The sequence below is a fragment of the Paenibacillus sp. FSL W8-0426 genome (assembly GCF_037969725.1).
In the GTDB taxonomy this organism is placed as follows: Bacteria; Bacillota; Bacilli; order Paenibacillales; family Paenibacillaceae; genus Paenibacillus; species Paenibacillus hubeiensis.
The window spans coordinates 2,315,912-2,341,555 of record NZ_CP150203.1 but is presented as its reverse complement, the minus strand read 5'-3'; the positions used below and the strand labels follow the sequence as shown (position 1 = coordinate 2,341,555).

The window sequence follows — 25,644 nt, the reverse complement described above, 5'->3', positions numbered from 1 at the left end:
ATTACTGGGATTCGTTGTTATCGCTGCCGATATCCCCGAGCAGCTTTTCAATGCGGCTGCCATAGGCAATCGACTCATCAATCTTGAAGATCAATTCGGGAACATGGCGAAGTCTGATGCGCTTGCCAAGCTCGGAACGCAAAAACCCATTTGCTTTTCCGAGCGCTTTAAGCGAATTATCCTTCTGTTCTTCATCCCCGAAAACACTCAGATATACTTTGGCTTGGGACAGGTCGTTAGTTACTTCAACGCCTGTCACCGTGACAAAGCCGATGCGCGGATCTTTCAGTTCCGATTGAATCAGCAAGCTAAGCTCTTTTTTGATCTGTTCGCCTACTCTGCCAGTACGAATCTTGGCCATCGTTGTTCACCTCATGCTTCCTTGCTTATCGTTCTACGGTCTCCATCACGAAAGCTTCGATCACGTCGCCTTCTTTGAGATCGTTATAATTATCCAGCGTAATACCGCACTCGTAGCCCTGTGCTACTTCTTTAGCATCATCTTTGTAACGTTTCAAGGAATCCAGCTTGCCTTCGTACAGCACGATGCCGTCACGAATCAGGCGAGCTTCCGCCGAACGTGTGATTTTGCCGGAAGTAACCATACAACCTGCAATGGTACCCACTTTGCTGATTTTGAACGTGTTGCGAACTTCTGCATGCCCAATGACATTCTCTTTGTAGACCGGATCAAGCATACCCTTCATCGCCTGTTCGATTTCCTCGATCACGCTGTAGATGACGCGATGCAGACGAATGTCTACTTGCTCCTGCTCAGCCGTGATTTTCGCCTGATTGTCAGGACGCACATTGAAACCGATCACGATGGCGTTCGATGCCGTCGCGAGAATGATGTCAGACTCGGTAATTGCACCTGCACCACTGTGAATGATTTTTACGCGCACACCTTCGACTTCGATTTTGGCAAGGGAGCTTTTCAGCGCCTCAACCGAACCTTGCACGTCACCTTTGATGATCACGTTCAGATCCTTGATTTCGCCGTCTTTGATGTGTTTGAACAAATCATCCAGCGTTACGCGTGTGTTGGTGCCCAGATCGGACTCACGCTGCGTAATCGCGCGTTTGTCGGCAATCGAACGTGCCTTGCGCTCGTCTTCGAATACCATGAACGGATCGCCTGCGCCTGGAACTTCGGTCAAACCGGTAATCTCTACAGGTGTCGAAGGTCCGGCTTCTTTCAAACGGCGTCCTTTGTCATTGACCATTGCGCGCACACGTCCGAAACAGTTACCTGCAACAAACGCATCCCCGACTTTCAATGTTCCGTGCTGTACGAGAACGCGAGCTACCGGGCCACGGCCTTTGTCGAGCTCGGCTTCGATCACCGTACCGCGGGCACGTTTGTTCGGGTTGGCTTTGTACTCGTTTACTTCTGCAACGAGCAGAATCATTTCAAGCAGACCTTCCAGTCCGATGCGTTGTTTCGCCGAAACGTTAACAAAGATCGTGTCGCCGCCCCACTCTTCCGGAACGAGCTCATAGTTGGTCAATTCTTGTTTAACGCGATCTGGGTCCGCACCCGGTTTATCGATTTTGTTCACGGCAACGATAATCGGAAGTCCGGCCGCTTTGGCATGGTTGATCGCTTCAACCGTTTGTGGCATGACGCCGTCATCGGCAGCTACCACAATGATGGTAATATCCGTAACCTGAGCTCCACGCGCACGCATAGCGGTAAACGCTTCGTGACCTGGCGTGTCCAAGAACGTGATTTTCTTGTTGTTGATCTCAACTTGATAAGCACCGATATGCTGCGTGATTCCGCCTGCTTCGCCGCCTGTAACGTTTGTTCTACGAATGGCATCAAGCAGCGTTGTTTTACCATGGTCAACGTGACCCATGATGGTAACGACCGGTGGACGGGACTGCAAATCTGCCGGATCGTCGTTCTCTTCAACCGTTTCGAAACGATCGTCCTCAACCGGGATTTTCACTTCGACTTCAACACCGAATTCACCCGCGAGAAGAAGAATCGTATCAATATCGAGCTCTTGGTTGATGGTCGCCATAACGCCCATGCCAATCAGCTTTTTGATCACCTCGGAAGCGTCTTTGTGCAGCAGCTTCGCTGTTTCGCCTACCGTCATGTCACCACGAACGATGATTTTCTTCGGCGTATTGTCGATTTTCTCGCGCGGCGGGGACTGGTGTTGATTTCTGCCACGGTTATTTTTTCCACCACGATTGTTGCGGAAATTGTTGCCGCGTCCGTCATCGAAACGACGTCCGCCACCATTGTTGGAACGGTTACCGTTGTTGTTTCCGCCCGAACCGCCTTGGCCGCCTCGGCGTTGTCCTTGTCCTTGGCCTTGGCTCTGGCCTTGGCCGCCGCTGCGATTGCCGCCATTGCTTGAATTTGCGTTTCTTACTTGACCGCCACCGCTGTTGTTGCTGCGCTGTCCTCCGCCTTGCGGACGGGATCCGGTGCTGCCACCAGTTCCGCCTTGCGGACGGGATGCGGTGCTGCCGCCAGTTCCGCCTTGCGGACGGGAGCCTGCACTGCCGTTAGTTCCGTTTTGCGCCGGTCTGGAGCGGTTGCCGGATTGTCCCCCTTGGTTTGAACCTTGGGAGCTATTGGATCTGTTGCGGCTGTCTTGGCCGCTGTGTCTTTGGGAGCCGTTGTTATTGTTGGAATTTGGTCTATTGTTCATACCTACCTGCTTTTCCTGTTGTATTTTTGTTTGTACGGGACTGCCGGAAGAACTTGAATTGCCCGGCGTGTTCACTCCGCCGGCCGGCTTGCTGTTGTCCACTGTTTTGTCGCTGCGCACCGAAGATGTGGCAACGGACTTTGGTTCGGAGCCCTGCTTCGTAGCTGCAGATGATTTTATGTTTTTAAAAAATTGTTCCACTTTATCCACCGAACCATTCTCCATGACGCTCATATGATTGTTCACCGGAATATCCAGTTTTTTAAGAATGGTTATGATTTCTTTGCTGCTCATGTTAAGGGACTTCGCATATTCATAAACCCGCAATTTATCCTTGTTGTCCTGTTTACTCAATATACTCCACCTCCGACATTATACCGACTTGCTTGGAGATCATTTTTGCAAACCCAACGTCCGTTACTGCAAGAACAACCCGCGTGTCTTTACCGATACTTGAACCCAGGCGATCCCGGTCAAAACCGATGACGAGCGGCACCTGGTAGGAACCGCATTTGTCGCGAAATTTCTTTTGTGTATTGGCCGAGGCGTCACCCGCAACAATAACCATTTTAGCTTCGGAAGAGCGGATTGCTTTGAGCACAATTTCTTCACCGGTAGCCAGCTTGCCTGCGCGCATCGCGAGTCCGAGGTAAGATAACACTTTTTGGTCACTCATCCTGATCACGCTCCTGCGCAGCCTTGAATTCATCCTCCACGCGAATGAAGTCTGCAGCCAGCTGCTCGTAAATTTCCGGTGAAACCTTGCCTTTCAACGCCCGGTCCAGGGACCGGTTTTTGAATGCAAGCTTGAAACAAGATTCTTTGCCGCATAAATACGCGCCACGTCCGGATTTTTTGCCAGTCAGATCGATCAGCACCTCATCCTCGGGCGTTTTGACCACGCGAATCAGCTGCTTTTTGGGCATCATTTCCTGACACGCCACACATTTGCGCAGCGGTACTTTTTTTGGTTTCATACATTAACGCCCCCCCCGTGCTTAGCTCTAGTCGACGGAGACGGAATCCTGATGCATTTCCGCGGAAGAATCCTTTTCTCTGCCAAACTCCTGTTCTGCCTGGGTCTCGCTCTTGATATCGATCTTCCAACCGGTCAGTTTGGCCGCAAGACGGGCATTCTGTCCCTTGATCCCGATTGCCAGCGAGAGCTGATAATCAGGAACGATGACCCGCGCCATCTTCTCTTCCTCGAATACCTGAACCTCCAAAACTTTGGAAGGGCTGAGGGCATTGGCCACATACTCATCCACTTGTTCAGAGTATCGAACGATATCGATTTTCTCGCCGCGCAGCTCATTCACGATGGTCTGCACGCGCGTGCCTTTCGGCCCTACGCAGGAACCGACCGGATCGACTTCCTCATTGCGGGAATGCACCGCGATTTTGGAACGGAAGCCAGCTTCGCGAGCGACGGAACGAATTTCTACCACGCCGTCGAAAATCTCGGGAACTTCCAGCTCGAAGAGACGTTTCAACAAACCTGGATGCGTACGGGACAAAATGATTTGCGGGCCTTTGGTCGTATTTTCCACTTTCGTGATGTACGCCTTGATCCGGTCGCCGTGAGCAAACTTCTCGTTCGGCATCAATTCCGTCAAAGGCAATGCCGCTTCGATCTTGCCCAGGTCGATGTAAATATTGCGCAAATCCTGACGCTGCACAACGCCTGTGACGATATCTTCCTCTTTATCCACGAAAGCGTTGTAAATCAACCCGCGTTCTGCTTCGCGAATGCGCTGCGTCACGACCTGTTTCGCCGTTTGGGCGGCAATGCGGCCGAAATCGCGCGGCGTAACTTCAATCTCCGCGATATCTTCCAATTGGAAGTGAGGATTGATTTCGCGGGCTGCCGGCAAGGAAATTTCCGTCCGGGAATCCAATACTTCCTCGACGATCAATTTGCGGGCATATACCCGGATGACGCCCGTGTTGCGGTTCATGTCGACGCGCACGTTCTGAGCTGTGTTAAAGTTCCGTTTGTAGCTGGAAATCAGAGCTGCTTCGATGGCTTCAAACAGCACATCCTTGCTAATCCCTTTTTCCCGCTCCAATTCATTCATTGCTTCAATAAAGTCCATACTCATGAATAATTGATCCCCCTTTCAAACATGGCACCCCATACGTAAAACGGCGAAGGCCCAAAACTGCCGGGCACCTTGCCGTTATCGCGAGGGATGTGTCTTTTCATTAGGTAAGTGAACAAGGTACCTAAAACAGAATGGCCAAGCGCGCGCTTGCAATCTTGTCATAAGAAACGGCATGTTGTTTCTTGCCGGCCTCAATGACAAGCTCACTGCCATCAAAAGAAAGCAGTTTGCCTTCAAACTCTTTCATTCCGTTCACCGGTCCGTAGGTCGTCACATATACGTTTTTGCCTACGGCTTTGGTAACGTCCTCCGGCTTTTTCAGTGGACGTTCCGCACCCGGAGAGGACACTTCAAGGAAGTAGACGGTCGGAATCGGATCGGTCTCGTCGAGCTTGGCGCTAAGCTGCTCGCTGATCATGACGCAATCGTCAATGTCGATACCGCCTTCTTTGTCGACATATACCCGCAGAAACCAACTGCTGCCTTCTTTGACATATTCGATGTCAACCAGCTCGAAGCCTTGTTCATTCAAATAGGGTTGGATCATTTCTTCCACAGTAGATTTAATCTTCGATGTGCTCAAAACCGATAACCTCCAACTTAGGTTACACCGGCCAATAGTTGCCGGCAGTTGTTAAATACCCAAGATTCTTTCATACCAAAGACTAAAGAGTGGGTTTCCCCACTCTTCAGAAATTCGTACTATCTCGTTCACTCCAGAAATTATAACATAGTCTGGTAATAGTGACAAGTAAGCTCTAACCTTCGCCCTTTAGAACAAGGACAACTGGTTGCTTTCAGGCAAACCTCGGAAGCATCCCATGCTCGTAAGAAGCTCGACGATCGTTTTGCTGGCCTTCGACTTCTGCTGGAAATCTTCAATGGAGAGGAACTCCCCATGCTCTCTCGCCGCCGCGATATTGCGCGCAGCATTGTCACCGATCCCGGCCAGCGCCGAGAACGGCGGAATCAGCGAATTGCCGTCCACGATAAATTTCGTCGCTTCGGAACGATACAGATCAATCGGCTTGAGCGAGAAACCTCGCGCTGTCATTTCAAGCGCCATCTCCAAAATCGGCAGCATGTTTTTTTCTTTTGGCGGAGCCTGGAAGCCCAATTGCTCGATCTCGACGATTTTGCGATAGATGGCATCGTAGCCCTGGCACACGAGCTCGATGTCGAAGTCCTCGGCACGAACCGTGAAATACGTTGCATAATATTGAATCGGATAATACAACTTAAAGAAAGCGGTACGCACAGCCGAGATCACGTAAGCAGCGGCATGCGCCTTCGGGAACATGTACTGGATTTTGAGACAGGAATCGATGTACCATTGCGGCACTTTGCATTTTTTCATTTCATCGATCCATTCCTGCGGCAAACCACGTCCCTTACGCACACTTTCCGTAATCTTAAAAGCAAGGCTGGCGTCCATGCCTGCTTTGTAAATCAGGAACAGCATGATGTCGTCACGGCAGCCGATGACCGTTTTGATCGTGCACGTTCCGTTTTTGATCAATTCCTGCGCATTGCCGAGCCATACTCCGGTTCCATGCGACAGCCCGGAAATCTGCAGCAAGTCCGCAAAAGAGGACGGTTGGGATTCCACAAGCATCTGGCGCACAAACTTCGTTCCCATCTCCGGCACCCCGAAAGTAGCAACAGGTGAGCGGATCTGCTCAGGCGTTACGCCGAGCGCCTCCGTCGAGTTGAACATGCTCATCACCTTCGGATCGTTCATCGGAATGGTCGTCGGATCCACGCCCGTCAAATCCTGCAGCATACGCATCATGGTCGGATCATCGTGTCCCAGAATATCGAGTTTGAGCAAGTTTTCCTCAAAGGCATGGTAGTCAAAATGCGTCGTTTTCCACTCGGCATTGACGTCGTCTGCCGGATACTGCACAGGGGTAACGTCTTCGACTTCAATATAATCGGGCACAACGACGATCCCGCCGGGATGCTGTCCCGTGCTCCGTTTAACGCCAGTACAGCCGGCAGCAAGCCGGTTCAATTCGGCCCCGCGCCATTTCTTGTGGTGGCTTTCCTCGTATTTTTTCGCAAAACCGAACGCGGTTTTTTCTGCCACTGTGCCGATGGTGCCAGCCCGGAAAACAGCCTTGTCGCCAAACAATACCTTCGTATAATTGTGCGCATGCGGCTGGTAATCGCCGGAGAAGTTCAAGTCAATATCGGGAACCTTGTCCCCTTTGAATCCGAGGAACGTTTCGAACGGAATGTCCTGTCCTTCGCCTTTCAGCCTATTGCCGCATTTCGGGCAATCCTTCTCGGGCAGATCGAATCCGCTAGGCACGCTGCCATCGAGGAACCATTCGCTGTATTTGCAATCCGAATTGGTGCAAATGTAATGGGCAGGCAGCGGATTAACCTCGGAAATGCCCAGGAACGTCGCCACGACAGAGGAACCGACCGATCCCCTCGATCCGACGAGGTAACCGTCTTGATTGGATTTTTTAACGAGCCGCTCCGAAATGAGATAGTTCGCGGAAAATCCATATTTGATGATCGGACCCAGTTCTTTTTCCAGCCGGGCTACGATGACTTCAGGCAACTCTTCGCCATAGATCGATTTCGCCGTATTGTAACACGTATTGCGAATTTCCTCGTCGGCCCCCTCCAGGTTCGGCGTAAAGAGCTTGTCCGGGAACAACTTGATCTCTTCAAAACGGTCCGCCAATTCGGACGTATTGGTCACAACGACTTCATACGCCTTGTCCGTGCCAAGGAACTCGAACTCCTGCAGCATCTCATCCGTGGTGCGGAAATGGGCGTCCGGTTTGCGAATATCCTTCAGCGGGCTGAAGCCGGTAATGCCGTGAATCGTAATGTCGCGGAACAGCTTGTCCCGTTCCTCCAAATAATGCACGTTCCCCGTCGCAACGACCGGTTTGCCCAACTTGTCGCCGATGTCCACCACTTTGCGAATGGCCGTTTTCAGCTCATCCGGCGTAGCGACCAAAGCTTTCTCGACCAAGTGCATATACATCGTCAAGGGCTGAATTTCGAGCACATCGTAAAACTGGGCAATCTCCTCGGCTTCCTCCAACGATTTGTTAAGCACCGCTTCGAAAAATTCACCTTTTTCGCAGCCTGACAAAATGAGCAGCCCTTCGCGCAGTTCAACCAGCTTCGATTTCGGGATACATGGCACGCGTTTGAAATATTCCGTATGGGATAACGATACCAGCTTGTACAGATTCTTTTTCCCGACTCCGTTCAGCGCGTAAATACAGCAATGGAACGGACGCGTGTTGGACAGGTCTTTGCCGACATAGTCATTCAGACGGTCAAGCATGGTCAACCCTTTCATTTGAGCCGCATCGTTCAGCAAACCGTTCAGGATGCCAGCGAGTGCCACCGTATCGTCAATGGCCCGGTGATGGCTTTCAAGCGCCACTTTATATTTGTCCGCAAGCGTGTTAAGCCGGTGGTTTTTCATCGTAGGGTAGAGCAGCCTCGCCAGCTCCAACGTATCCAGGACAGGGTTAGGCAGCTCCGGCATGCCCAGGCTTTTCAGGGAAGCCTGGATAAAGCCCATATCAAATCGAGCATTGTGCGCAACCAGCACCCCGTCCCCCACGAACGCAGCAAAATCGCGAATGACTGGTTCAAGCTCTGGCGCATCTTTTACCATTTCATCCGTAATGTTGGTGAGCTGTTGAATGTTGTAAGGAATTCGCTCATGCGGGTTGACGAAGGAGGCGTACCGATCGATTTCTTTGCCATCCTGTATCTTCACCGCGGCGATCTCGATAATTTTGTTTTGAGTGACCGACAGACCCGTTGTCTCGATATCGAATACCACATACGTGGCCGTTTTTAATTCCAGCGGCTGGGGCGCCAGCACAACGGCAACGGAATCGTTAACCACGTTGGCTTCCAGCCCGTAGATCATTTTGATGCCGTTTTTCTTCGCCGCCTTGGCCGCCTCCGGATATACTTGCACGCCGCCATGATCCGTGACAGCGATCGCTTTATGCCCCCAGGCAGCAGCCGTTTTCACGTATTTGTCAATGGAGGTTACGGCATCCATCGTGCTCATCGTTGTATGAAGATGGAATTCGACGCGCTTCTCTTCCGCATTGTCCTTGCGGGACGGTGGGGCCTTGACTTCCATCAGATCGGAAGGAATCATGGCCAACTCCGGAACCTGCATAAACCGATCGTATTCGACGCGCCCACGGACTTTGACCCATTTACCATTAGCCAGCAGGCTGAGGATCTTGACATCTTCCTTCGTCTTCGCAAACATCTTCATCTGCATCGAGTCGGTAAAGTCGGTCAGGAAAAACGTGAACAACGTATTGCCGTTACGCAGCTCTTTGCTTTCCAAGCCAAAAATGGTCCCTTGCAGCGTAACCTTTTTCTCTTCGTCCTGAATGTCCTGCATAGGCACTGGCGGTTCTTTGATTTCATAGCCCATTTGCAGGCGAAGCTCGCCCTGATCTTCTTCCTCCGGCATCTCGGATTCGACGGCTGCAGCCCTCATCTGTTCGATGACCTGCCGCTCTTCTTCCCGCTTCTTAAGTTGGAACTGCTCCATGGCCTCCTGATTGTTCCCACGTTCTCCGACAGCCATTTTTACGCGCAACGATGTATTAAAGTATTTATCATAAAAGGTCATAATGGCCTGATCGATCTGTTTTTTGCGCGCAAGCTCCAGCGACATGGCGTCGCTCATCGTCAGCTGCAGCAAATCCTCCTGGCATTCGAACTGGGCCCGGCTCATCCATCCATTGACGGACGGAATTTCCCGATGCGCCCATTCCAGAAACAAATTCCAATACTCGCTCACGATGTCGCCGAGCTGTACTTGTTCATTGTATTTGAAGCCAAACGTAATTTTGGCGATATGATTCAGCTTTTCTTGAATATGCAGGCAAAATGTCCGGTAGATCGGCGCAGGTACCAAAGTATCCTTTACGATAAGAATGCTCCAGTCGCGATTGCTGCGGCTCGTTTCCACCTTTTCGATCCATCCGTCCAGAAAATAAGGCTCTACCAAACCGGACGGAAGCTCGGCCTGCTTCATCAACAATTCAAACCGTTTTCTCTTTTCCTCGATTCCACTCATCATGTTCCTCCTCGTGCCTTCAAAACAGGAAAAGCTCCTGTGTCCAAAATGTCTTCGATCCGATCCGGCACCGACTCATTTTTTCTGACAGAAGCTCTCCATTCTACATCGCGGGATGAATCGTTGGATTCACCCTTTCTTCCTGATTAGTAGGCTCTTGCAAACACAACGGTATGTTTCGCTTTTTCACCGCAAGCCAAGCAGGTATGCTTTTGTTCCTTTGGCTCGAACGGAATGTTGCGGCTTGTTGCCCCCGTCACTTCGCGAACCTTATCTTCGCAAGCTTCCGAGCCGCACCAGCCAGCCAGCGTAAAGCCGCGTTTGTTTTCCATGAGCTGTTTCATTTCGTCCAGCGTATCCACGGAGTAGAAGTTTTCCGACATAAAGCTGCGGGCACGCTCCAGCATTTCGCCTTGTACCTGTGCCAGCATGTTCTGCACTTCTTCCACCAGGTTAGCCTGTTCAATCACTTTTTTCTCGCCCGTGATGCGGGATACGAGGACACAAACGCCATTCTCCATGTCGCGAGGTCCGATTTCCAGACGGACAGGGACTCCGCGCATTTCATACTCGTTGAACTTCCAACCAGGACGTACGTCGCTGCGGTCATCCATTTTTACGCGAATGCCCGCTTTTTTCAATTCGGAGAACAACTCGTCGGCACGGCCAACGACGGCATCACGCGTTTTTGGCGGTCCGATCGGAATCATCACGACTTGCGTTGGTGCCACTTTTGGAGGAAGTGCCAATCCACGATCATCGCCATGAACCATGATCAGTGCTCCGATCAAACGCGTGCTTACACCCCAGGATGTCGTATAGGCATGCTCAAGCACGTTTTCGCGGCTGAGGTACTGGATTTCAAAGGCTTTGGCAAAGTTCGTGCCCATGTAGTGGGAAGTTCCGGCTTGTACGGCGCGTCCATCTTTCATCATCGCTTCGATCGAGTACGTGTCCACCGCTCCCGCGAATTTCTCGGAAGGCGTCTTCTGACCGCTGATCACCGGAATGGCCAAATACTCTTCGACCACTTCGCGGTAAATTTCCAGCATGCGCATCGTTTCTTCACGTGCTTCTTCTTCGGTCTCATGCGCCGTATGGCCTTCCTGCCAAAGGAATTCGCTTGTACGCAGGAACGGCAGCGTTCTTTTCTCCCAACGAACAACGTTCGCCCATTGGTTGATCAGAACGGGCAGGTCACGATAGGACTGGATCCATTTCGAATACATGTGACCGATGATCGTTTCCGACGTCGGGCGGATCGCAAGCCGCTCTTCCAGCTTTTCTCCGCCAGCCTCGGTGACCCAAGGCAGCTCGGGATTGAAGCCTTCCACATGCTCTTTTTCCTTCTGGAAAAAGCTCTCCGGAATGAACATCGGGAAGTAGGCATTGCGATGGCCCGTTTCGCGGAAACGGCGATCCAGCTCATCCTTGATATGCTCCCAGATTTCAAATCCGTCCGGCTTGAACACGATGCAGCCGCGCACCGGGGAATAATCCATCAAATCGGCTTTTTTAATCACATCAATATACCAGCGGGAAAAGTCCTCTCCCTGTGGCGTAATTTCAGTCACGAACTGTTTATCATTTTCCTTCGACATAAGAATCCAGTGTCCTCCCATTACGACCATCTTCACTGGCTGCAAAGACAGTCCAACCATAATTATCTGTTAATTAATCGTAGAATATCATTATAAGTTACTGCAAGCATTAGCACAAACAACATCGCAAAACCGATAAAATGTACCATGCCTTCCCGATTCGGGTTCAGAGGCCGGCCGCGCACCGCTTCGATCCCGAGAAAGATGAGACGGCTTCCGTCCAGCGCCGGGATCGGCAGCAGGTTGAAAATACCCAGGTTAATGCTAATCATGGCGCTCCAATATATTAATCGATCCAAACCAGATTTAGCAATCTCTCCGGTAACCTCAATCGTTCTTACAGGCCCCCCGATATCGTCCAAGGCAAAATTTTGCACGAGCTGCTGAAGACCTTTAAAGATCAGTTTGGATGTTTCGATGGTATATTTGCCCGAAAGCGACAGCGTTTCGATGAAACCGGCTTGTCTGGTCGGATATCCAAGAGAGATCCCTACCTTGCCGTTTCCCGATCCATCAACGTCCGCAGGAGTTACAGAGACGGAGGCCTCCTGACCTCCCCGTTCTATCATCCAATCCATAGATTTGCCTTTGGATTCGGAGATGAGACTGATCAGTTTCTGTTGATCCGCCCCAACAGCCGTACCGTTAATGGACTTGATGATGTCCCCTTCCTTCAAACCTGCCTGCTGCGCAGGCCCATTAGCCGAAACCTCGGCTATTTTTATGTAAGAAGGATTTTCAACGGGAACGCCGCTCACCTGGATATAGATAATAAACAATGCAAACGCAAGCACGAAATTCATCAGCGGCCCTGCAAAAATAGCCATAGCACGCTGCCCGACCGTTTTGCTGCTGAACCAACGATCTTTAGGCGCAATCTGCATGGTGTTGTCTTTTCCTACGATAAGGGCTTGAGGATGAACGGAAAATGCCATACGTTCCCCATCCACATCCAATTCCAACTGCAGATTTGTCTCCAAATCCACATGCAGGACCTCACCCTTAATGACATTCTTATACTTTTCGAGGTTGGCGGTGAATATCTTTTCGATGCTGCCGTCTTTGATGCGAACGCATATGGTTTGCCCTACGTCTATAAGAGAAATATCAGGATCTTCGCCTGCCATTCTGGCATAACCGCCAAATGGAAGCAACCGGAACGTAAACTGAGTTTCGCCTCTTTTATATGAAAACATTTTAGGACCAAAACCGATAGCAAACTCACGAACCAAAATGCCTGCACGCTTCGCAAAATAATAATGGCCCCATTCATGAATGGCAACAATCACAAAAAACATCATGAACACATAGAACGCGATTTTTAGAGTTTCCAACTACATTTGCACCTCCTTCAACTTAGTATGCAAGCTTTAGAATAACATTATTCTCAAAAAAATACCAAGAAGTATTTTGGATCTCGGATCGCTGCCAAGTGCGATATCTTCCAAACGACGGTTCATGAACGGGTAGCGGCCAAGCCTTCTCTGCTCGACTTCATTTGAAAACAGGGTTTCCATTTCTATGAATAGAGGATATTCTCCATAATCGATAATATTCTCAAAATGAATATCAATTGAACCCGGAACATGCAGCAGCGGAACGTACCCGCCATAACGATAATCATAGCACGAAATCTCTTGAGGCATAGCACACGCTTTAAACTAGCGAAAGACTGCGAGCTGTTGGTCCCCTGGATTTGGCCCAGAACCGGATCCATGACCGGTATCGATTCAACCTATACAACGTCTCTTAGTAACACTTCATTGTAGCATTCATATTGATCATGAGGTGTAACGCCCTTCAACAATCCTGACATCTAGCGCTGCAGCTTTTATATTAACGTCCGTATACTCCATTCCGCAAGCTTAGTGTATTGCTCTTCTCAAGGGATGTATAACCATTCATTGGCTGGCTATGTCCGATTCCTCCTTCAAATATGTAGAAAGGCCACCTTTTCGATCAGAACAGATCTTGAAGGGGACCTTAGAAATACGATGGTTCACAGTATATGATATGACCCGTGCTTCGTAAAACACGAAAGCCCAGCGGTCCGCTTGGCGTGTCTGGTGGATGCTCAACAATGTAAAAAATCAACTATATTATACCATATAGTTGATTCCATAAATACCCTATTCCGTTTATGAATTCAATTCAATCAAAGACTCGGCAAACCTGCGCGACTGTTGATCTGCCAAATGAATCTCCTCAAGGACTGGATTCTGAATAAGAACGTGCTGATCAAGCACTTTCTCGATGATATATTCTATTTGCAAAAATGGAATCAGCCCTTTCAAAAACGCCGCTACCGCTACCTCGTTAGCCGCATTGAAAGCCGTGGCCGCAGTTCCTCCCATTCTTCCACATTCATAAGCCATTCTTAAACATGGAAACCGTTCCATGTCCATCTCGCGAAAATTCAATCGCCCCGCTTGTGCCAGCGAAAGTCTCTTGGAAGGTGACGGCAATCGATCGGGATAAGTCAGGGCATATTGGATCGGTACGCGCATGTCGGGATTCCCCAACTGGGCAATGATGCTCGTGTCTTCAAACTCCACAAAAGAATGGACAATGCTCTCCGGGTGAAGCAGCACATCGATCTGATCATAATCAAGGCCGAATAGCCAGTGAGCCTCAATCACTTCAAGTCCTTTGTTGACCATTGTGGCGGAATCGATCGTGATTTTGGATCCCATGGACCAGTTCGGATGTTTCAATGCGTCTTCAACGGTCACGTGCTCCAGCTGTTCGCGGGACAAGTCCCTGAAGGAGCCCCCCGATGCCGTGAGCGTAATGCCTTTTATGCGATCCCGATTCTCCCCGTTCAAGCATTGAAAAATGGCAGAGTGTTCGCTGTCCACGGGAAGCAACGCTACGCCTTTGGCCGCAGCCCGGGAAGTAACGATATGGCCGGCGGTAATCAGCGTTTCTTTATTGGCTAGGCCGATTTGTTTGCCTGCTTCGATCGCTGCCAGCGTGGACTCCAATCCGACGCTGCCCACTACCGCAGTGACTACCGTATCTGCATCGGTTCCGGCTGCAACTTCAATCAGACCTTCTTCGCCGTAACACAGCTGCGTTCCCGCAGGTAGATATGGAGCGATCCTGTCTGCAAGCTCCTTGGAACCGACGGATACTTTTTTCGGCCTGTAACGTTTGGCTTGATCTATCAGAAGTTCGATGTTTTCCCCGGCAGCCAGACCCTCGACCTGAAAAAGGTCTGGATGCATGTCTACGACATCCAGTGTCTGAGTTCCAATGGAACCGGTAGAACCGAGAATCGCAATTTTTTTCATGCTGCACCTCATTTTCATTTATCCCATTACATGTACGGCCATTCGCCATACACGATCTGCATTCGTAATTAATAGGGCAATAACATCAGTATATGTACAAACGGGAATACCACGATCCAACTATCGCATCGATCCAAGATGCCTCCATGTCCCGGAAGCAGATTGCCGGAATCCTTGATGTTATATATACGTTTGTATGCGGATTGGATCAAATCCCCCATCTGCCCTACCACCGCAGCGGCAAGCCCGATGAATATCGCCCTTTCCCAAGTGAGCAGTCCGTCCGAAGCCCATGCAAAAACAAGCGAGGTCACAATTGCAATCGCAATGCCACCCAACGCTCCTTCAACCGTTTTGTTGGGGCTAATCGATGGCCACAGCTTGTTTTTGCCGATAAGCTTTCCTACAAAGTAGGCCCCTGCATCACTGGACCAAATGGAACCGAGCAGCAAAAACGTCCAAAAAAGACCGTTTGGCAAATGCCTCGATTCCGCAATGTAATAAAAGCCAACCCCTACGTAAACCACGCCCAGAAACAGCATGGCTACCGTGTTCACCGATATTCTGTTTTTCGTTACAACCGAGGCTGCCATCAACACAAGCATAACAAGCCAGCCCACCTGAAATAACGTTAGCGGGCGATGGTCCCACAGCATTTCCCATGGAAACACCAATGCAAAAACACCTGCATACCCGATTAGGGCTGCGCCCGAAAAGGGCGGCAGCCCTGTCATTTTCACAAACTCATAATAACCGATGAGAGCCATTACCAGTACCAATCCATGGTACCAGGGTCCACCCAGCAGGCAAAAACCCAAAAACAACGCGCCTGCTATTATTCCTGTCGTTATTCGCTGTTTCAACGGCTTCATCCTCCATCTATTTCAAACCGCCGTAACGCCGTGACCTGCGCTGATATTCGGCCACGGCTTCAAGCAAATGCTGTTTGCCGAATTCAGGCCAATATATATCCGTAAACCATAATTCACTATATGCCAACTGCCACAACATAAAATTGCTGAGTCTAAGTTCGCCGCTTGTGCGGATTAACAAATCAGGATCAGGCATGCCTGCAGTAAACATATGTTTGTCGATCACTTCAGGCGTGATTTCCTCGATCGACAATTCCCCCGACTGCACTTTCAATGCAATCTGCTTGGTACAGTCCGTCATTTCCTTGCGACTTCCGTAATTCATTGCAAAATTCAATACCAACCCGGTATTATGCTGCGTACGCTGAATTGCCTCACGTAAAGCATCCACGGTGTGGGAAGGCAAATATTCCTCTTGACCCATCATGGAAATACGAACATTTTTTTCGATCAGTTCATCCAGCTCTATCGCCAGGAATTCTTGCGGAAGCCGCATCAGAAAGTCCACTTCTTCTTTTGGACGCGCCCAATTTTCTGTCGAAAAAGCGTACATCGTCAGATATTTAATCCCCAGTTCATCCGCTGCTATGGCCGCACGCTTGACGGCTTTCATGCCGCTTTGGTGCCCGGCGATCCTCGGAAGTCCAAGCCGTTTGGCCCAGCGTCCGTTTCCGTCCATGATGATGGCAACATGCTCCGGGATATTGTCCCCGGAAATCGTCAGCGTTTCCTGCTTTTCAGCCCCATTCCACCACGACCGAACCCGTTTGATCATTCCTGTTCCTCCAAAATCCTTGAAGTTTCTTCACCTGAAGCTTGGAAAAAGAGACAAAACCCCACCGTATCGGAGGGGCTGCGCTTGTCTTACACTTCCATAATTTCTTTTTCTTTGGCAGCGAGTACCTTATCGACTTCAGCGATAAACTTGTCCGTCGATTTCTGGATATCGTCTTGATGTCTCCGGGATTCGTCCTCGGAAATGTCCGACTTTTCCATTTTTTTGATGTCATCATTTGCATCGCGCCGAATGTTTCGAATGGCCACTTTGCTTTCTTCACCGAACTTTTTGGTAAGTTTGACAAGTTCGGCTCTGCGCTCTTCAGTCAACGGAGGAATGGACAGGCGAATCATGCTTCCGTCATTTGCAGGCGTAAGCCCGAGATCGGATTTCATGATCGCGCGCTCAATGTCGCTCATCGAAGATTTATCCCAAGGCTGAATCATCAGCGTACGGGAATCCGGCGTACTGATGTTGGCCAACTGGTTGAGAGGCGTCATCGCGCCGTAATATTCAACTTGAATTCGGTCCAACAGAGCTGAGCTGGCACGTCCGGCACGCAGAGTCGCAAGATCGCGACGCAATGCCTGAATGGCCTTTTCCATACGTTCTTCAGCACTTTTTTTAACTGCTTGTGGCATTAATCTACACTCCCTTTAACGATTGTTCCAATCCGTTCGCCAAGAACAACGCGTTTGATGTTGCCTTGCTCTGTAATGGCAAATACAATCAACGGAATGTTATTGTCCATGCAGAGCGAAGACGCTGTCGAGTCCATCACGCCTAGATTTTTATTAAGTACATCAAGGTACGTCAGCTGCTCGTATTTCTCAGCCTTGCTATCCTTGAATGGATCTGCCGAGTAGACGCCATCCACTTTGTTTTTAGCCATCAGGATGACTTCAGCTTCAATCTCCGCTGCGCGCAGCGCCGCTGTTGTATCCGTGGAAAAGAACGGGTTACCTGTACCTGCTGCAAAAATAACGACCCGGCCTTTCTCCAGATGACGAATGGCTCTACGACGAATGTACGGTTCTGCAATTTGCTGCATCGCAATGGATGTTTGCACGCGCGTAGGCACATCGATTTGTTCGAGTGCATCCTGCAGGGCGAGCGAGTTCATGACTGTTGCCAGCATACCCATATAATCGGCCGTTGCCCGGTCAATGCCGTTTTCGCTTCCGGCGATACCGCGCCAGATGTTGCCGCCGCCACATACGATAGCGACTTCGACGCCCAATTCAACAACTTCCTTTACCTGCTGGGCAATCGAAGAGATCGTCTCTGCATCAATACCGTAGCCGTTTTGGCCAGAAAGGGATTCCCCACTAACCTTTAATACAACGCGTTTAAATACTGGCTGTTCCAATTGTTCACCCTCCACTTTGAATTGAGCGCCTCCGGCGTTCAATCAACAAAACTTCTCGCGCGTAGCCTCCTGCTTAAAAAGAAAGGAACACAGCTTGTGTTCCACTCTTTTTAGGAAAAACGATGATCCGGAAAGGCATTGTTTTCCTTAGATATAAGGGAGTTGCGAGCTTCGAAGTTTGTTCATTCTTATATCTTCGAAAAGCATTTTGACTAACCGGCAATCATTCGTTATTGCTTACTTGTTTACTTGGGACATAACTTCTTCTACGAAGTTGTCGACTTTTTTCTCCAGGCCTTCACCCAGTTCGTAACGAACGAAACGACGGATGGAGATATTTTCACCGATTTGGCTGATTTTTTCATTCAGCAATTGAGAAATCGTTTTGTCAGGGTCTTTAACAAAAGGTTGCTCCAGCAAACAGAACTCTTCGTAGTATTTGCCGATGCGGCCTTCAACCATTTTCTCAACGATTTTTTCAGGCTTGCCTTCGTTCAGTGCTTGTGCTCTCAGGATTTCTTTTTCTTTTTCCAACTCTTCCGTGGAAACTTCTTCGCGGCTTACGAATTTAGGGCTTGCTGCTGCAATTTGCATTGCGATATCTTTAACAAACTCTTTAAATTGGTCTGTTTTACCTACGAAGTCCGTTTCGCAGTTAACTTCAACCAGAACGCCGATCCGTCCGCCGGCATGAATATAGGATTCCACTGTACCTTCAGTTGCTGCACGGCCAGCTTTGTTTGCCGCAGCTGCCAGACCTTTTTCACGCAACAGTTCAGCCGCTTTTGTCAGGTCACCGTTTGCTTCTTCCAGCGCTTTTTTGCAATCCAGCATACCTGCGCCTGTTTTTTCACGAAGTTCTTTTACTGCACTCGCATTTACTGCCATTGTTAATTCCCTCCAAAATGAGTTTTGTAAGTACACTCTAAAAAAAGGGCAGTGAGAGGTTATCCACCTACCAACCACCCTTTTCATTTAATTCTTAAGGTATAATGCGAGCTCGATTAAGCGGATGTTTCTTCGCCTTGGTGAGCTTCGATTACGGCATCAGCCATTTTACCTGTCAGCAACTTAACGGCACGGATCGCGTCGTCGTTACCTGGAATAACATAATCGATCTCGTCTGGATCGCAGTTTGTATCAACGATACCAACGATTGGGATACCCAATTTGCGAGCTTCGGCAACAGCGATACGCTCTTTGCGAGGATCGATGATGAACAGGGCGCTTGGCAGGCCTTTCATATTTTTAATACCGCCGAGGAATTTCTCCAGACGATCTTTTTCTTTGCGAAGCAAGATAACTTCTTTTTTAGGCAATACGCCGAAAGTGCCGTCCTCTTCCCAAGCTTCCAATTGTTTCAAACGATCGATACGTTTTTGAATCGTTTGGAAGTTTGTCAGAGTACCACCCAACCAACGTTGGTTGATGTAGAATTGACCAGCGCGCTCAGCTTCTTCTTTAACGGAATCTTGAGCTTGTTTTTTGGTTCCTACGAACAGGATTGTACCATTTTCAGCTGCGATTCCTTTAACGAAGTTGTAAGCTTCCTCGACTTTTTTAACTGTTTTTTGCAAGTCGATAATGTAGATTCCGTTTCTTTCGGTGAAGATATAACGATCCATTTTTGGGTTCCAACGACGAGTTTGGTGACCGAAGTGTACCCCAGCTTCAAGAAGCTGCTTCATGGAGATTACTGCCATCTTCACACACCTCCTAATATGGTTTTTATTGTGTCCCTCCGCAGGCATCATTTTTTGCCAAGACTCTCCATCAGGAAAGCACCCTCAACAAAATTAGCCATGCGTGTGTTTTAACACCGTTATCTAATATAACACAAGAAATTGTTGGTTGCAACATTTACCTCGAATGTTTCTATCCGCTCCTGCATCTGCCGCTGCAAGCAAAGAACCGTCCTGTCTGAGCAAGCTCAGCTTGACGGTTCTTTGATGATTTTGTCGATGATGGACTGGTAGCTTTCACCTTTTTCAAGAGAGTAGGTGCCTACTTGTATTTTGGTGTTAATCTTTGCTTCCCGGCCTGCTTTGATGAAGCTTTCGGCATCATCCACAATGCCTGCTTTTTCGAGATTTTCCGCTACCATCACAAGTGTGCTTCCCGAACGGATCCGAAAAGAGACCTGTTTCTTCGGTTCCGCAGGGGCGGTAGGCTTTGAGGTTTCGGGTTTGCTCGTTTGTGTTGGCGAATCCGCAGCATCTGCAGAAGGCTGCTGCGGATCAATAGGGGTTTCGGGTTTTTCGGCCGGCTCCGTCTCTTTCGGCGCAGTTGCCGTCTCTCCCTGCAGCGTGCTGCTCTCTTGTTTCTTTTTTTCCACCCATTCGGTCTCGGTATAGAGCTCTGCATCATTGTCAACCAGCTTGAGATTCATGCTCTTCGCAGCATTCTCCAGCTGTTCCCTTGATAACGACGAAACCTGCTTAGGCTCCAAACCGTTATCGGCTAAAGCATTTTGTCCCACGTTGGCAAGCTGAAGCAATACCGCTCCGACAATCATGCCGCTGCCAATTCCGATCCATAGGGAGCGCTTGTCCATGCGTCAGCTCTCCTCCCGTTCTGCAAGCTGTAAGATCAGCTGCACTTCTCCGCGTTGAATCCCCGTGTGTTTTGCGATGGCATCCATGGATTTCCCTTCTCCATGCAGCCGGAACAACTCCGCATACCGCGCTTTGATGGTTTCGCGTTGGGGATCGGGCAATTCATCCATCTTTGGCTGCTCGGCAGCCGCCAAAGAAGGTTGAAACGCGGTCTCCTTGGTTTCTCCTGCCGGCGCTTCGGAGATCGCATTCCGGACATAAACTTCGTTCACTGCTTCAACCCGGGCCTCTTCAAGTCCCTTCAACCGTTTTTCCAGTTCATCAAGCTGGGCCTGCATGCGCTGATCCGCAGCCGCGGCTTCTCCCTTCATTTCGGCAACGCGCTGAATCAGAGTATCGTTATCCCTCTCGATTTCGGCCATATAATGCTCAAGCGTTGCCTCCATTTCTTGAACAAGCTTCTGTTCCGGTACTTCATTCTTGTTTTTCTTCGGCTGAATCAGAGCGTAAACGATGGCACAGCCTCCCAGTATGACAATAATAATCCACGGTGACATCGAATCTCTCCTTATGCTCATCCTGTTTCAAAAAAAGTCCATGCCATCATCTCAGAAGGACAGATCGATATGTTTCCCTTTAAACGGATGCTCGGCAAGCTTGGGCTGTTGCTCCCCGGTTTCTTCCACATCGCTCGTCAATGTGCCACCATGGCGTTCTCCTTGGTGGGACTGGCCATCCCTCACCGCAGCATCCGCCGTTTCGTCCACCGCAGTGCTGCGCTGACTCGATGCCTGAGCTTCCTTGGCTGTTTGCTCCGCAATCATTTGCTGATCCAGCATCGGCCTCTGTTGGTACTCATTTTGGTAACGCCCAGCTTCACTCGTTCTAGGCACCGCGATCTGCAGTTCTACCGCCTTGAAACTCATGCGCTCACCTCTTGGGTTTCGAATGGAACTTCCTGAACTCGAATCGTGAGATCAAACGTATGGAACCGTCACAATGTCTCCATCACTGTAATAAAATGAAATTCGATGGACCGGATCTTTAACAAATTTGGTGTATCTGCCGATAACTATCTTAGAGCCACCATAGATGGTCTTGAAAATATCGACGCGCGCCATGCTCGTATTTTCTAGAATCTTCTCGATTTCCAGGATGCGGTGTTTCGTTTCCTCGTTTTGACGCATCGAAGATTTCTGAGTGGCAGTAAGCTTGATCCGCATGGCCATTTTGTCAGGGCTCAGCTGGCCCGATGCGGCCAGTTGGTCCAAAAGGGCCAGTGCTTTCCTCGTTTTGTCCAACGAATCCATATGGGTTCGCAAATTCGAGCGCAAATCGTTCAGCTCATTGCGAAGTTTGGGTAAAACACCGACCTCAATGGAGGTCACCGTGGACATGCTGTTTCCGACAATGCGCGCGGAAACATTCTCACCGGCCTGGATCGTCCCGCCGACGATCAGCCCTTTCGTTCCGGCACAGATCACGTTACGGCCTGCACGTATGCTGGAATGCATGATGCTTTGGGATACGAGAACATCTTCGCCGGCATCGACATGCCCTTCCTGAACAAACGTGCATTTCACGTTATGTCCGGCATGCACATGCCCTTTGTTATATCCAATGATCCCGCCCGTAATTTCTACGGAACCTCCGGCTTCCAACTCTGCTCCTTCGACTCCACCTACAACGCGTATGTCGCCGGCTGCTTTAACTTTGAAACCCGTCAGCACGTTGCCACGGATGACCACGGTCCCTACGAAATCAACATTGCCGGTGCTATAATCAACGTCGCCATTAATTTCGTATACAGGGAACACATTTAACTTGTGATCTTCCGTTTTGGTCACAAGCCCGTCAATCGCGGCATACATTGCGGAGCCATCCGGATTAACAACGACGTTTTTTCCCACTTTAAACCGGGCTTCTTTTCCTGGACGAAAAGGAATGGTTTCACCCGTTACCGCGGTACCAGGGGTGCCTTCTTCCGGGGGAACCCGTTCGGCGATAATCTGTCCGGAACGAACGTTGTCAAGGCGAGTGACTTCCTTATAGTCCACCTTGCCATCCTCGGCTTCCAGCGGACGGTGTTCGCTGTGTTCCTCCAACCCCGCATGCAGTTTGATAAAACCGTCCTTGCCTGCAACCGGAGCGATTCCTTCGGCAAATAAATAACGTACATGGATATGCTTTTCGGGCTGTGCAACAAAAGCGAGCAGGGCTTCCTTTATGATGCCATACTTGATCCCCTGACTTGCGATAAACATTTCCAGTTCTTCCAGAGCGATTTCCTGACCCTCTTCATGTTTCGATAATTCCAAGTAAGCTTTGCTTTTGTCTTCAGAGAATACAACGCTCAGACATTGTTCCAACGCATTCGGCTGTGTCAATGCAGCTCTTCCCCCTTATTAGACCTTCCACTCCCTAAATTCGTATCATTTTCTATTTTAGTCCCTGCTCAGCAGCAATTCCTTCTGTTTGTCCAACGTTCCGCGCAGTCTTAATATCGCCTTGGAATGCAGCTGCGAAATCCGCGACGGGGAAAGGGACATGACCTCGGCGATCTCGCTGAGCGAAAGGTCCTCATAATACAAGAGGGACACCACCGTCCGTTCCTTTACGGTCAGCTTTTCCAATCCCTGCACCAGTGCTTCCTTCAAATAAAACTCGTTCACTTTGTAGTCCGGGTTTTTGGCCTTTTCATCTACCATTAAAGAAAGCCGCGTTTCGGATTCTTCCTCCCGGATCGGGTCTTCCAGGGAACACAATGACATCACGGCCACCTCCTGAAGCATATGCTGAAAGTCCTTTGTGGACACATCCAGGTACTGGCTCATTTCTTCATCGGTCACAGAGCGCAGATACGTCTGTTCCAGTTGTTGATACGCGTCTTCGATCCGTTTGGCCTTCTCCCTAACGGAACGTGGGACCCAGTCGCCTTGGCGCAGCCCGTCAAGAATGGCCCCTCGCACCCGCCAGGAAGCATACGTTTCGAATTGAAGGCCTCTTTCATAATCAAACTTCTCGAGCGCATCGATCAGCCCCATGACGCCGTTGCTCTCGAGATCATCTTTAGGTACGTTTTTAGGCAAACCAACGGCTAATCTGCCAGAAACGTAATTAACAATGTGCAAATATTTTTCAATCAAACTTTTCTTCGCATCAAGATCTCCATGTTCCTTCCACTTTTCCCATAGATCAGCATGGTTCAAATGTGCAGCTTTACGCTCGTTCAATTGCCTTCACCCTCCTTATTTGTCTGTCAGGTGACGAACAGCTTGCGCCAACTCTTCCGGCTCTTTCGTCCGCACAAGTTTCGGCGGGTTTAATGGCGTGAAATCCGTCTTCGTGTTATCGGATGTCGGAAGATCTGCCTCGGCGGAAGCGTTCTGTCCATTCTTGAGCAAGTCGTTCAGCTCTTCTCCATCGCCTTCAAGTGTGATGTCCATCTGCGAACCTTTGACAGCCTGATTATTCAGGGAATCAACATCGAACCCATTATGTTCCGGGGAAGGAGCCAGCAGCATGCCCAACACCCAGCGTAGACCATATGCAAGAACAAACCAGACTACGAATCCGATGAACCCGCGAATTAAACTGGTCACGAACACATTGCTGCTATATGCTACAAAAAAAGTCAGAATAAATCCGACTATGCCTGCTCCAAGATTAATGCGGTAGTTTCCAATCATATGTTTATAGTTCCTTTACACCCATTTGTACGCTTCGAATAGTCAAAAGCCCGGTTTCGCAATCCATTTCAATGGTACGGCCATAATTACCACCGGTATCTTCGGCAACAAGCGGTATTTTAAGCTTCTCCAGCCATTCCCGGCAAGACTCGGCATTTCTCGGCCCGATGCGCATCGTCTCTCCTGCTCCCGAGAAAGAAAACATTTGGGAGCCGCCGGCCATTTTGGATACGATCCGTGACTGGGAAGCCCCTAACTGCAGCATTTTCTCCAAGAGCTCGGGCAATGCGGTATCTGCATATTTCGCCTTGTTTACGTTTCCCTCTCTTGCGATTTCCGACGTTGGGAGCATAACGTGTGCCATCCCGGCAAGCTTCAGCTGCGGATCGTACATCGTTAAACCCACGCAAGATCCCAGGCCTGTCGTTCGAATAATGCCGGGAAGTTTGGCTATGTTCAAATCCGCCATTCCGACCTTGACGATGTTTTTGTCTTCAATCATAATCCAGCGGCACCCCTAAAGACTCAAAAATCTTGGCGAATGACGCAGGATCGGGAATCAGGAAAAATTGGCCCTCTACTTGATCCTGTCCTTCAAGAAAGGAGGTGTCAATGAGCAATGCGTCGTCCCCCATTTCCCCGAACTGCAACAGCCCGTAGCTAAGAATGGCCCCAGCCATATCGACAGCCAATCCGGGAACGGTAGGATACATGGACAATCCGGTAAAGTCAGCTAAGGATGACAGATAGGAGCCAGCCAACATGTTTCCAATTTCGGATAAAGCCGACTGCTCCATTTCTGTAAACTCGAGACCTTCCTTCAATTCAAAACCGGCAAGCCGGTTCAACAGCATTTTGGCGGCTTCCGGAGCCATCATGAAAAACAGGTTGCCAGGCGCCTCACCTTCCACCCGGAGGAACACCGTGACCACGATGCGCTCATCGCCGCCGACCTTATCCGCAACTTTTTCAAAAGGAAGCATTTCCACAGTCGGTACGCCCATATCGATCGGTTTGTTCAAAAGCTGGGACAACGCCGTAGCGGCGTTGCCAGCTCCAATGTTACCGACCTCTTTGAGCACATCCAACTGGATACCCTCAAATCGGTTGAATATTTCCACGGTTTAGCCCTCGACGCTTTCCAGCTGAACGATTTCGCTTCTGCTTAATACTTCATTCAGGTTAAGCATGATGAGCAACCGTTCATTCTCCAATTTGGCCACGCCGCGCAAGTATCTCGCTTTTACGCCGCCAACCACTTCCGGGGGATTGTCGATGGAACTGCTCTTGATGTCAATGACGTCGTTGGCCGCGTCTACGATGAAGCCGACCTGCATATCGCCTACTGCGACGATGACGATTCTTGTTTGATCGGTATATTCCGTTTCAGGCAAGGAAAACCGGCCGCGGAGGTCAATGACGGGAATGACCACGCCGCGCAGGTTGATGACGCCTTTTACGAAAGAGTACGTATTGGGTACCCGGGTAATCGGCATCATGCGCTCAATCGTCTGAACCTTTTCCACCTCTACGCCGTACTCTTCGGAACCGAGTTTGAAGACGATGACTTTCAATTCTTGATCCATGGATAAAACCTCCTTATTAATGTAAGGCT

General features: G+C 49.7%; 26 protein-coding genes. All 26 read right to left on the bottom strand.

What is annotated here, in order from left to right; translation table 11 throughout:
* Nucleotide 1 precedes the first annotated feature (1 nt).
* Nucleotides 2–361 (bottom strand): 30S ribosome-binding factor RbfA, encoded by a 360-nt coding sequence (gene rbfA, locus MKY59_RS10750; protein WP_236417134.1) that lies wholly within the window; start codon nt 359–361, stop codon nt 2–4.
* Nucleotides 362–386: 25 nt separating this feature from the next.
* On the bottom strand, nt 387–3,026 hold the full coding sequence (gene infB / locus MKY59_RS10745) for a translation initiation factor IF-2 (protein WP_339277493.1): 2,640 nt from the start codon (nt 3,024–3,026) through the stop codon (nt 387–389).
* Nucleotides 3,019–3,348 carry a ribosomal L7Ae/L30e/S12e/Gadd45 family protein gene (locus MKY59_RS10740; protein ID WP_236417131.1) on the bottom strand — a complete coding sequence of 110 codons (330 nt, stop codon included), beginning with the start codon at nt 3,346–3,348 and terminating at the stop codon, nt 3,019–3,021. The genes infB and MKY59_RS10740 overlap by 8 nt, the downstream gene beginning before the upstream one ends.
* Nucleotides 3,341–3,649 carry a YlxR family protein gene (locus MKY59_RS10735; RefSeq protein ID WP_236417130.1) on the bottom strand — a complete coding sequence of 103 codons (309 nt, stop codon included), beginning with the start codon at nt 3,647–3,649 and terminating at the stop codon, nt 3,341–3,343. The genes MKY59_RS10740 and MKY59_RS10735 overlap by 8 nt, the downstream gene beginning before the upstream one ends.
* A gap of 27 nt (nt 3,650–3,676) precedes the next feature.
* Nucleotides 3,677–4,774: a transcription termination factor NusA gene (nusA, locus tag MKY59_RS10730; RefSeq protein WP_236417129.1), complete on the bottom strand. Its 1,098-nt coding sequence runs from the start codon at nt 4,772–4,774 to the stop codon at nt 3,677–3,679.
* 124 nt (nt 4,775–4,898) lie between these two features.
* A complete protein-coding gene (gene rimP, locus MKY59_RS10725) occupies nt 4,899–5,360 on the bottom strand; it encodes a ribosome maturation factor RimP (RefSeq protein ID WP_339277491.1) in 462 nt (153 codons plus the stop codon).
* Between the two features lie 189 nt (nt 5,361–5,549).
* Nucleotides 5,550–9,872: a PolC-type DNA polymerase III gene (locus MKY59_RS10720; RefSeq protein ID WP_339277490.1), complete on the bottom strand. Its 4,323-nt coding sequence runs from the start codon at nt 9,870–9,872 to the stop codon at nt 5,550–5,552.
* Nucleotides 9,873–10,018: 146 nt separating this feature from the next.
* Nucleotides 10,019–11,473, bottom strand: coding sequence for a proline--tRNA ligase (gene proS, locus MKY59_RS10715; protein WP_236417126.1), 1,455 nt, complete (start codon nt 11,471–11,473; stop codon nt 10,019–10,021).
* 62 nt (nt 11,474–11,535) lie between these two features.
* Complete coding sequence (gene rseP, locus MKY59_RS10710; RefSeq protein ID WP_236417125.1) at nt 11,536–12,807, bottom strand: RIP metalloprotease RseP; 1,272 nt, start codon at nt 12,805–12,807, stop codon at nt 11,536–11,538.
* A gap of 36 nt (nt 12,808–12,843) precedes the next feature.
* On the bottom strand, nt 12,844–13,119 hold the full coding sequence (locus MKY59_RS10705; protein WP_339277487.1) for a DUF4135 domain-containing protein: 276 nt from the start codon (nt 13,117–13,119) through the stop codon (nt 12,844–12,846).
* A gap of 492 nt (nt 13,120–13,611) precedes the next feature.
* Nucleotides 13,612–14,766 carry a 1-deoxy-D-xylulose-5-phosphate reductoisomerase gene (locus MKY59_RS10700; RefSeq protein WP_339277486.1) on the bottom strand — a complete coding sequence of 385 codons (1,155 nt, stop codon included), beginning with the start codon at nt 14,764–14,766 and terminating at the stop codon, nt 13,612–13,614.
* Nucleotides 14,767–14,834: 68 nt separating this feature from the next.
* Complete coding sequence (locus MKY59_RS10695; RefSeq protein ID WP_339277485.1) at nt 14,835–15,629, bottom strand: phosphatidate cytidylyltransferase; 795 nt, start codon at nt 15,627–15,629, stop codon at nt 14,835–14,837.
* 16 nt (nt 15,630–15,645) lie between these two features.
* Entirely contained in the window at nt 15,646–16,413 is a 768-nt protein-coding gene (locus tag MKY59_RS10690; RefSeq protein WP_236417121.1) for an isoprenyl transferase, read from the bottom strand.
* A gap of 89 nt (nt 16,414–16,502) precedes the next feature.
* Complete coding sequence (gene frr / locus MKY59_RS10685) at nt 16,503–17,057, bottom strand: ribosome recycling factor (RefSeq protein WP_236417120.1); 555 nt, start codon at nt 17,055–17,057, stop codon at nt 16,503–16,505.
* Complete coding sequence (gene pyrH / locus MKY59_RS10680) at nt 17,057–17,785, bottom strand: UMP kinase (protein ID WP_236417119.1); 729 nt, start codon at nt 17,783–17,785, stop codon at nt 17,057–17,059. The genes frr and pyrH overlap by 1 nt, the downstream gene beginning before the upstream one ends.
* A gap of 237 nt (nt 17,786–18,022) precedes the next feature.
* Entirely contained in the window at nt 18,023–18,673 is a 651-nt protein-coding gene (tsf, locus tag MKY59_RS10675; RefSeq protein WP_236417118.1) for a translation elongation factor Ts, read from the bottom strand.
* A gap of 116 nt (nt 18,674–18,789) precedes the next feature.
* Nucleotides 18,790–19,488, bottom strand: a complete 699-nt coding sequence (gene rpsB, locus MKY59_RS10670) for a 30S ribosomal protein S2 (protein ID WP_236417117.1) — start codon at nt 19,486–19,488, stop codon at nt 18,790–18,792.
* A 227-nt stretch (nt 19,489–19,715) separates the two neighbouring features.
* The gene (locus MKY59_RS10665; protein ID WP_339277482.1) at nt 19,716–20,339 is read right to left on the bottom strand and encodes a peptidase; all 624 of its coding nucleotides are present in this window, start codon (nt 20,337–20,339) and stop codon (nt 19,716–19,718) included.
* A 3-nt stretch (nt 20,340–20,342) separates the two neighbouring features.
* Nucleotides 20,343–20,897 (bottom strand): hypothetical protein, encoded by a 555-nt coding sequence (locus tag MKY59_RS10660; RefSeq protein WP_236417115.1) that lies wholly within the window; start codon nt 20,895–20,897, stop codon nt 20,343–20,345.
* Nucleotides 20,898–20,948: 51 nt separating this feature from the next.
* Nucleotides 20,949–21,266 carry a hypothetical protein gene (locus MKY59_RS10655; protein ID WP_236417114.1) on the bottom strand — a complete coding sequence of 106 codons (318 nt, stop codon included), beginning with the start codon at nt 21,264–21,266 and terminating at the stop codon, nt 20,949–20,951.
* 51 nt (nt 21,267–21,317) lie between these two features.
* A complete protein-coding gene (locus MKY59_RS10650; RefSeq protein WP_339277480.1) occupies nt 21,318–22,727 on the bottom strand; it encodes a FapA family protein in 1,410 nt (469 codons plus the stop codon).
* Nucleotides 22,728–22,784: 57 nt separating this feature from the next.
* Nucleotides 22,785–23,573, bottom strand: a complete 789-nt coding sequence (locus MKY59_RS10645) for a FliA/WhiG family RNA polymerase sigma factor (protein ID WP_236417110.1) — start codon at nt 23,571–23,573, stop codon at nt 22,785–22,787.
* A 15-nt stretch (nt 23,574–23,588) separates the two neighbouring features.
* Entirely contained in the window at nt 23,589–24,029 is a 441-nt protein-coding gene (locus tag MKY59_RS10640; RefSeq protein WP_339277478.1) for a hypothetical protein, read from the bottom strand.
* Nucleotides 24,030–24,033: 4 nt separating this feature from the next.
* Complete coding sequence (locus MKY59_RS10635) at nt 24,034–24,531, bottom strand: chemotaxis protein CheD (protein ID WP_236417108.1); 498 nt, start codon at nt 24,529–24,531, stop codon at nt 24,034–24,036.
* Nucleotides 24,524–25,150 (bottom strand): chemotaxis protein CheC, encoded by a 627-nt coding sequence (locus MKY59_RS10630; RefSeq protein ID WP_236417107.1) that lies wholly within the window; start codon nt 25,148–25,150, stop codon nt 24,524–24,526. The genes MKY59_RS10635 and MKY59_RS10630 overlap by 8 nt, the downstream gene beginning before the upstream one ends.
* Nucleotides 25,151–25,153: 3 nt before the next feature.
* Nucleotides 25,154–25,615 (bottom strand): chemotaxis protein CheW, encoded by a 462-nt coding sequence (locus tag MKY59_RS10625; protein WP_236417106.1) that lies wholly within the window; start codon nt 25,613–25,615, stop codon nt 25,154–25,156.
* Between the last annotated feature and the right edge of the window lie 29 nt (nt 25,616–25,644).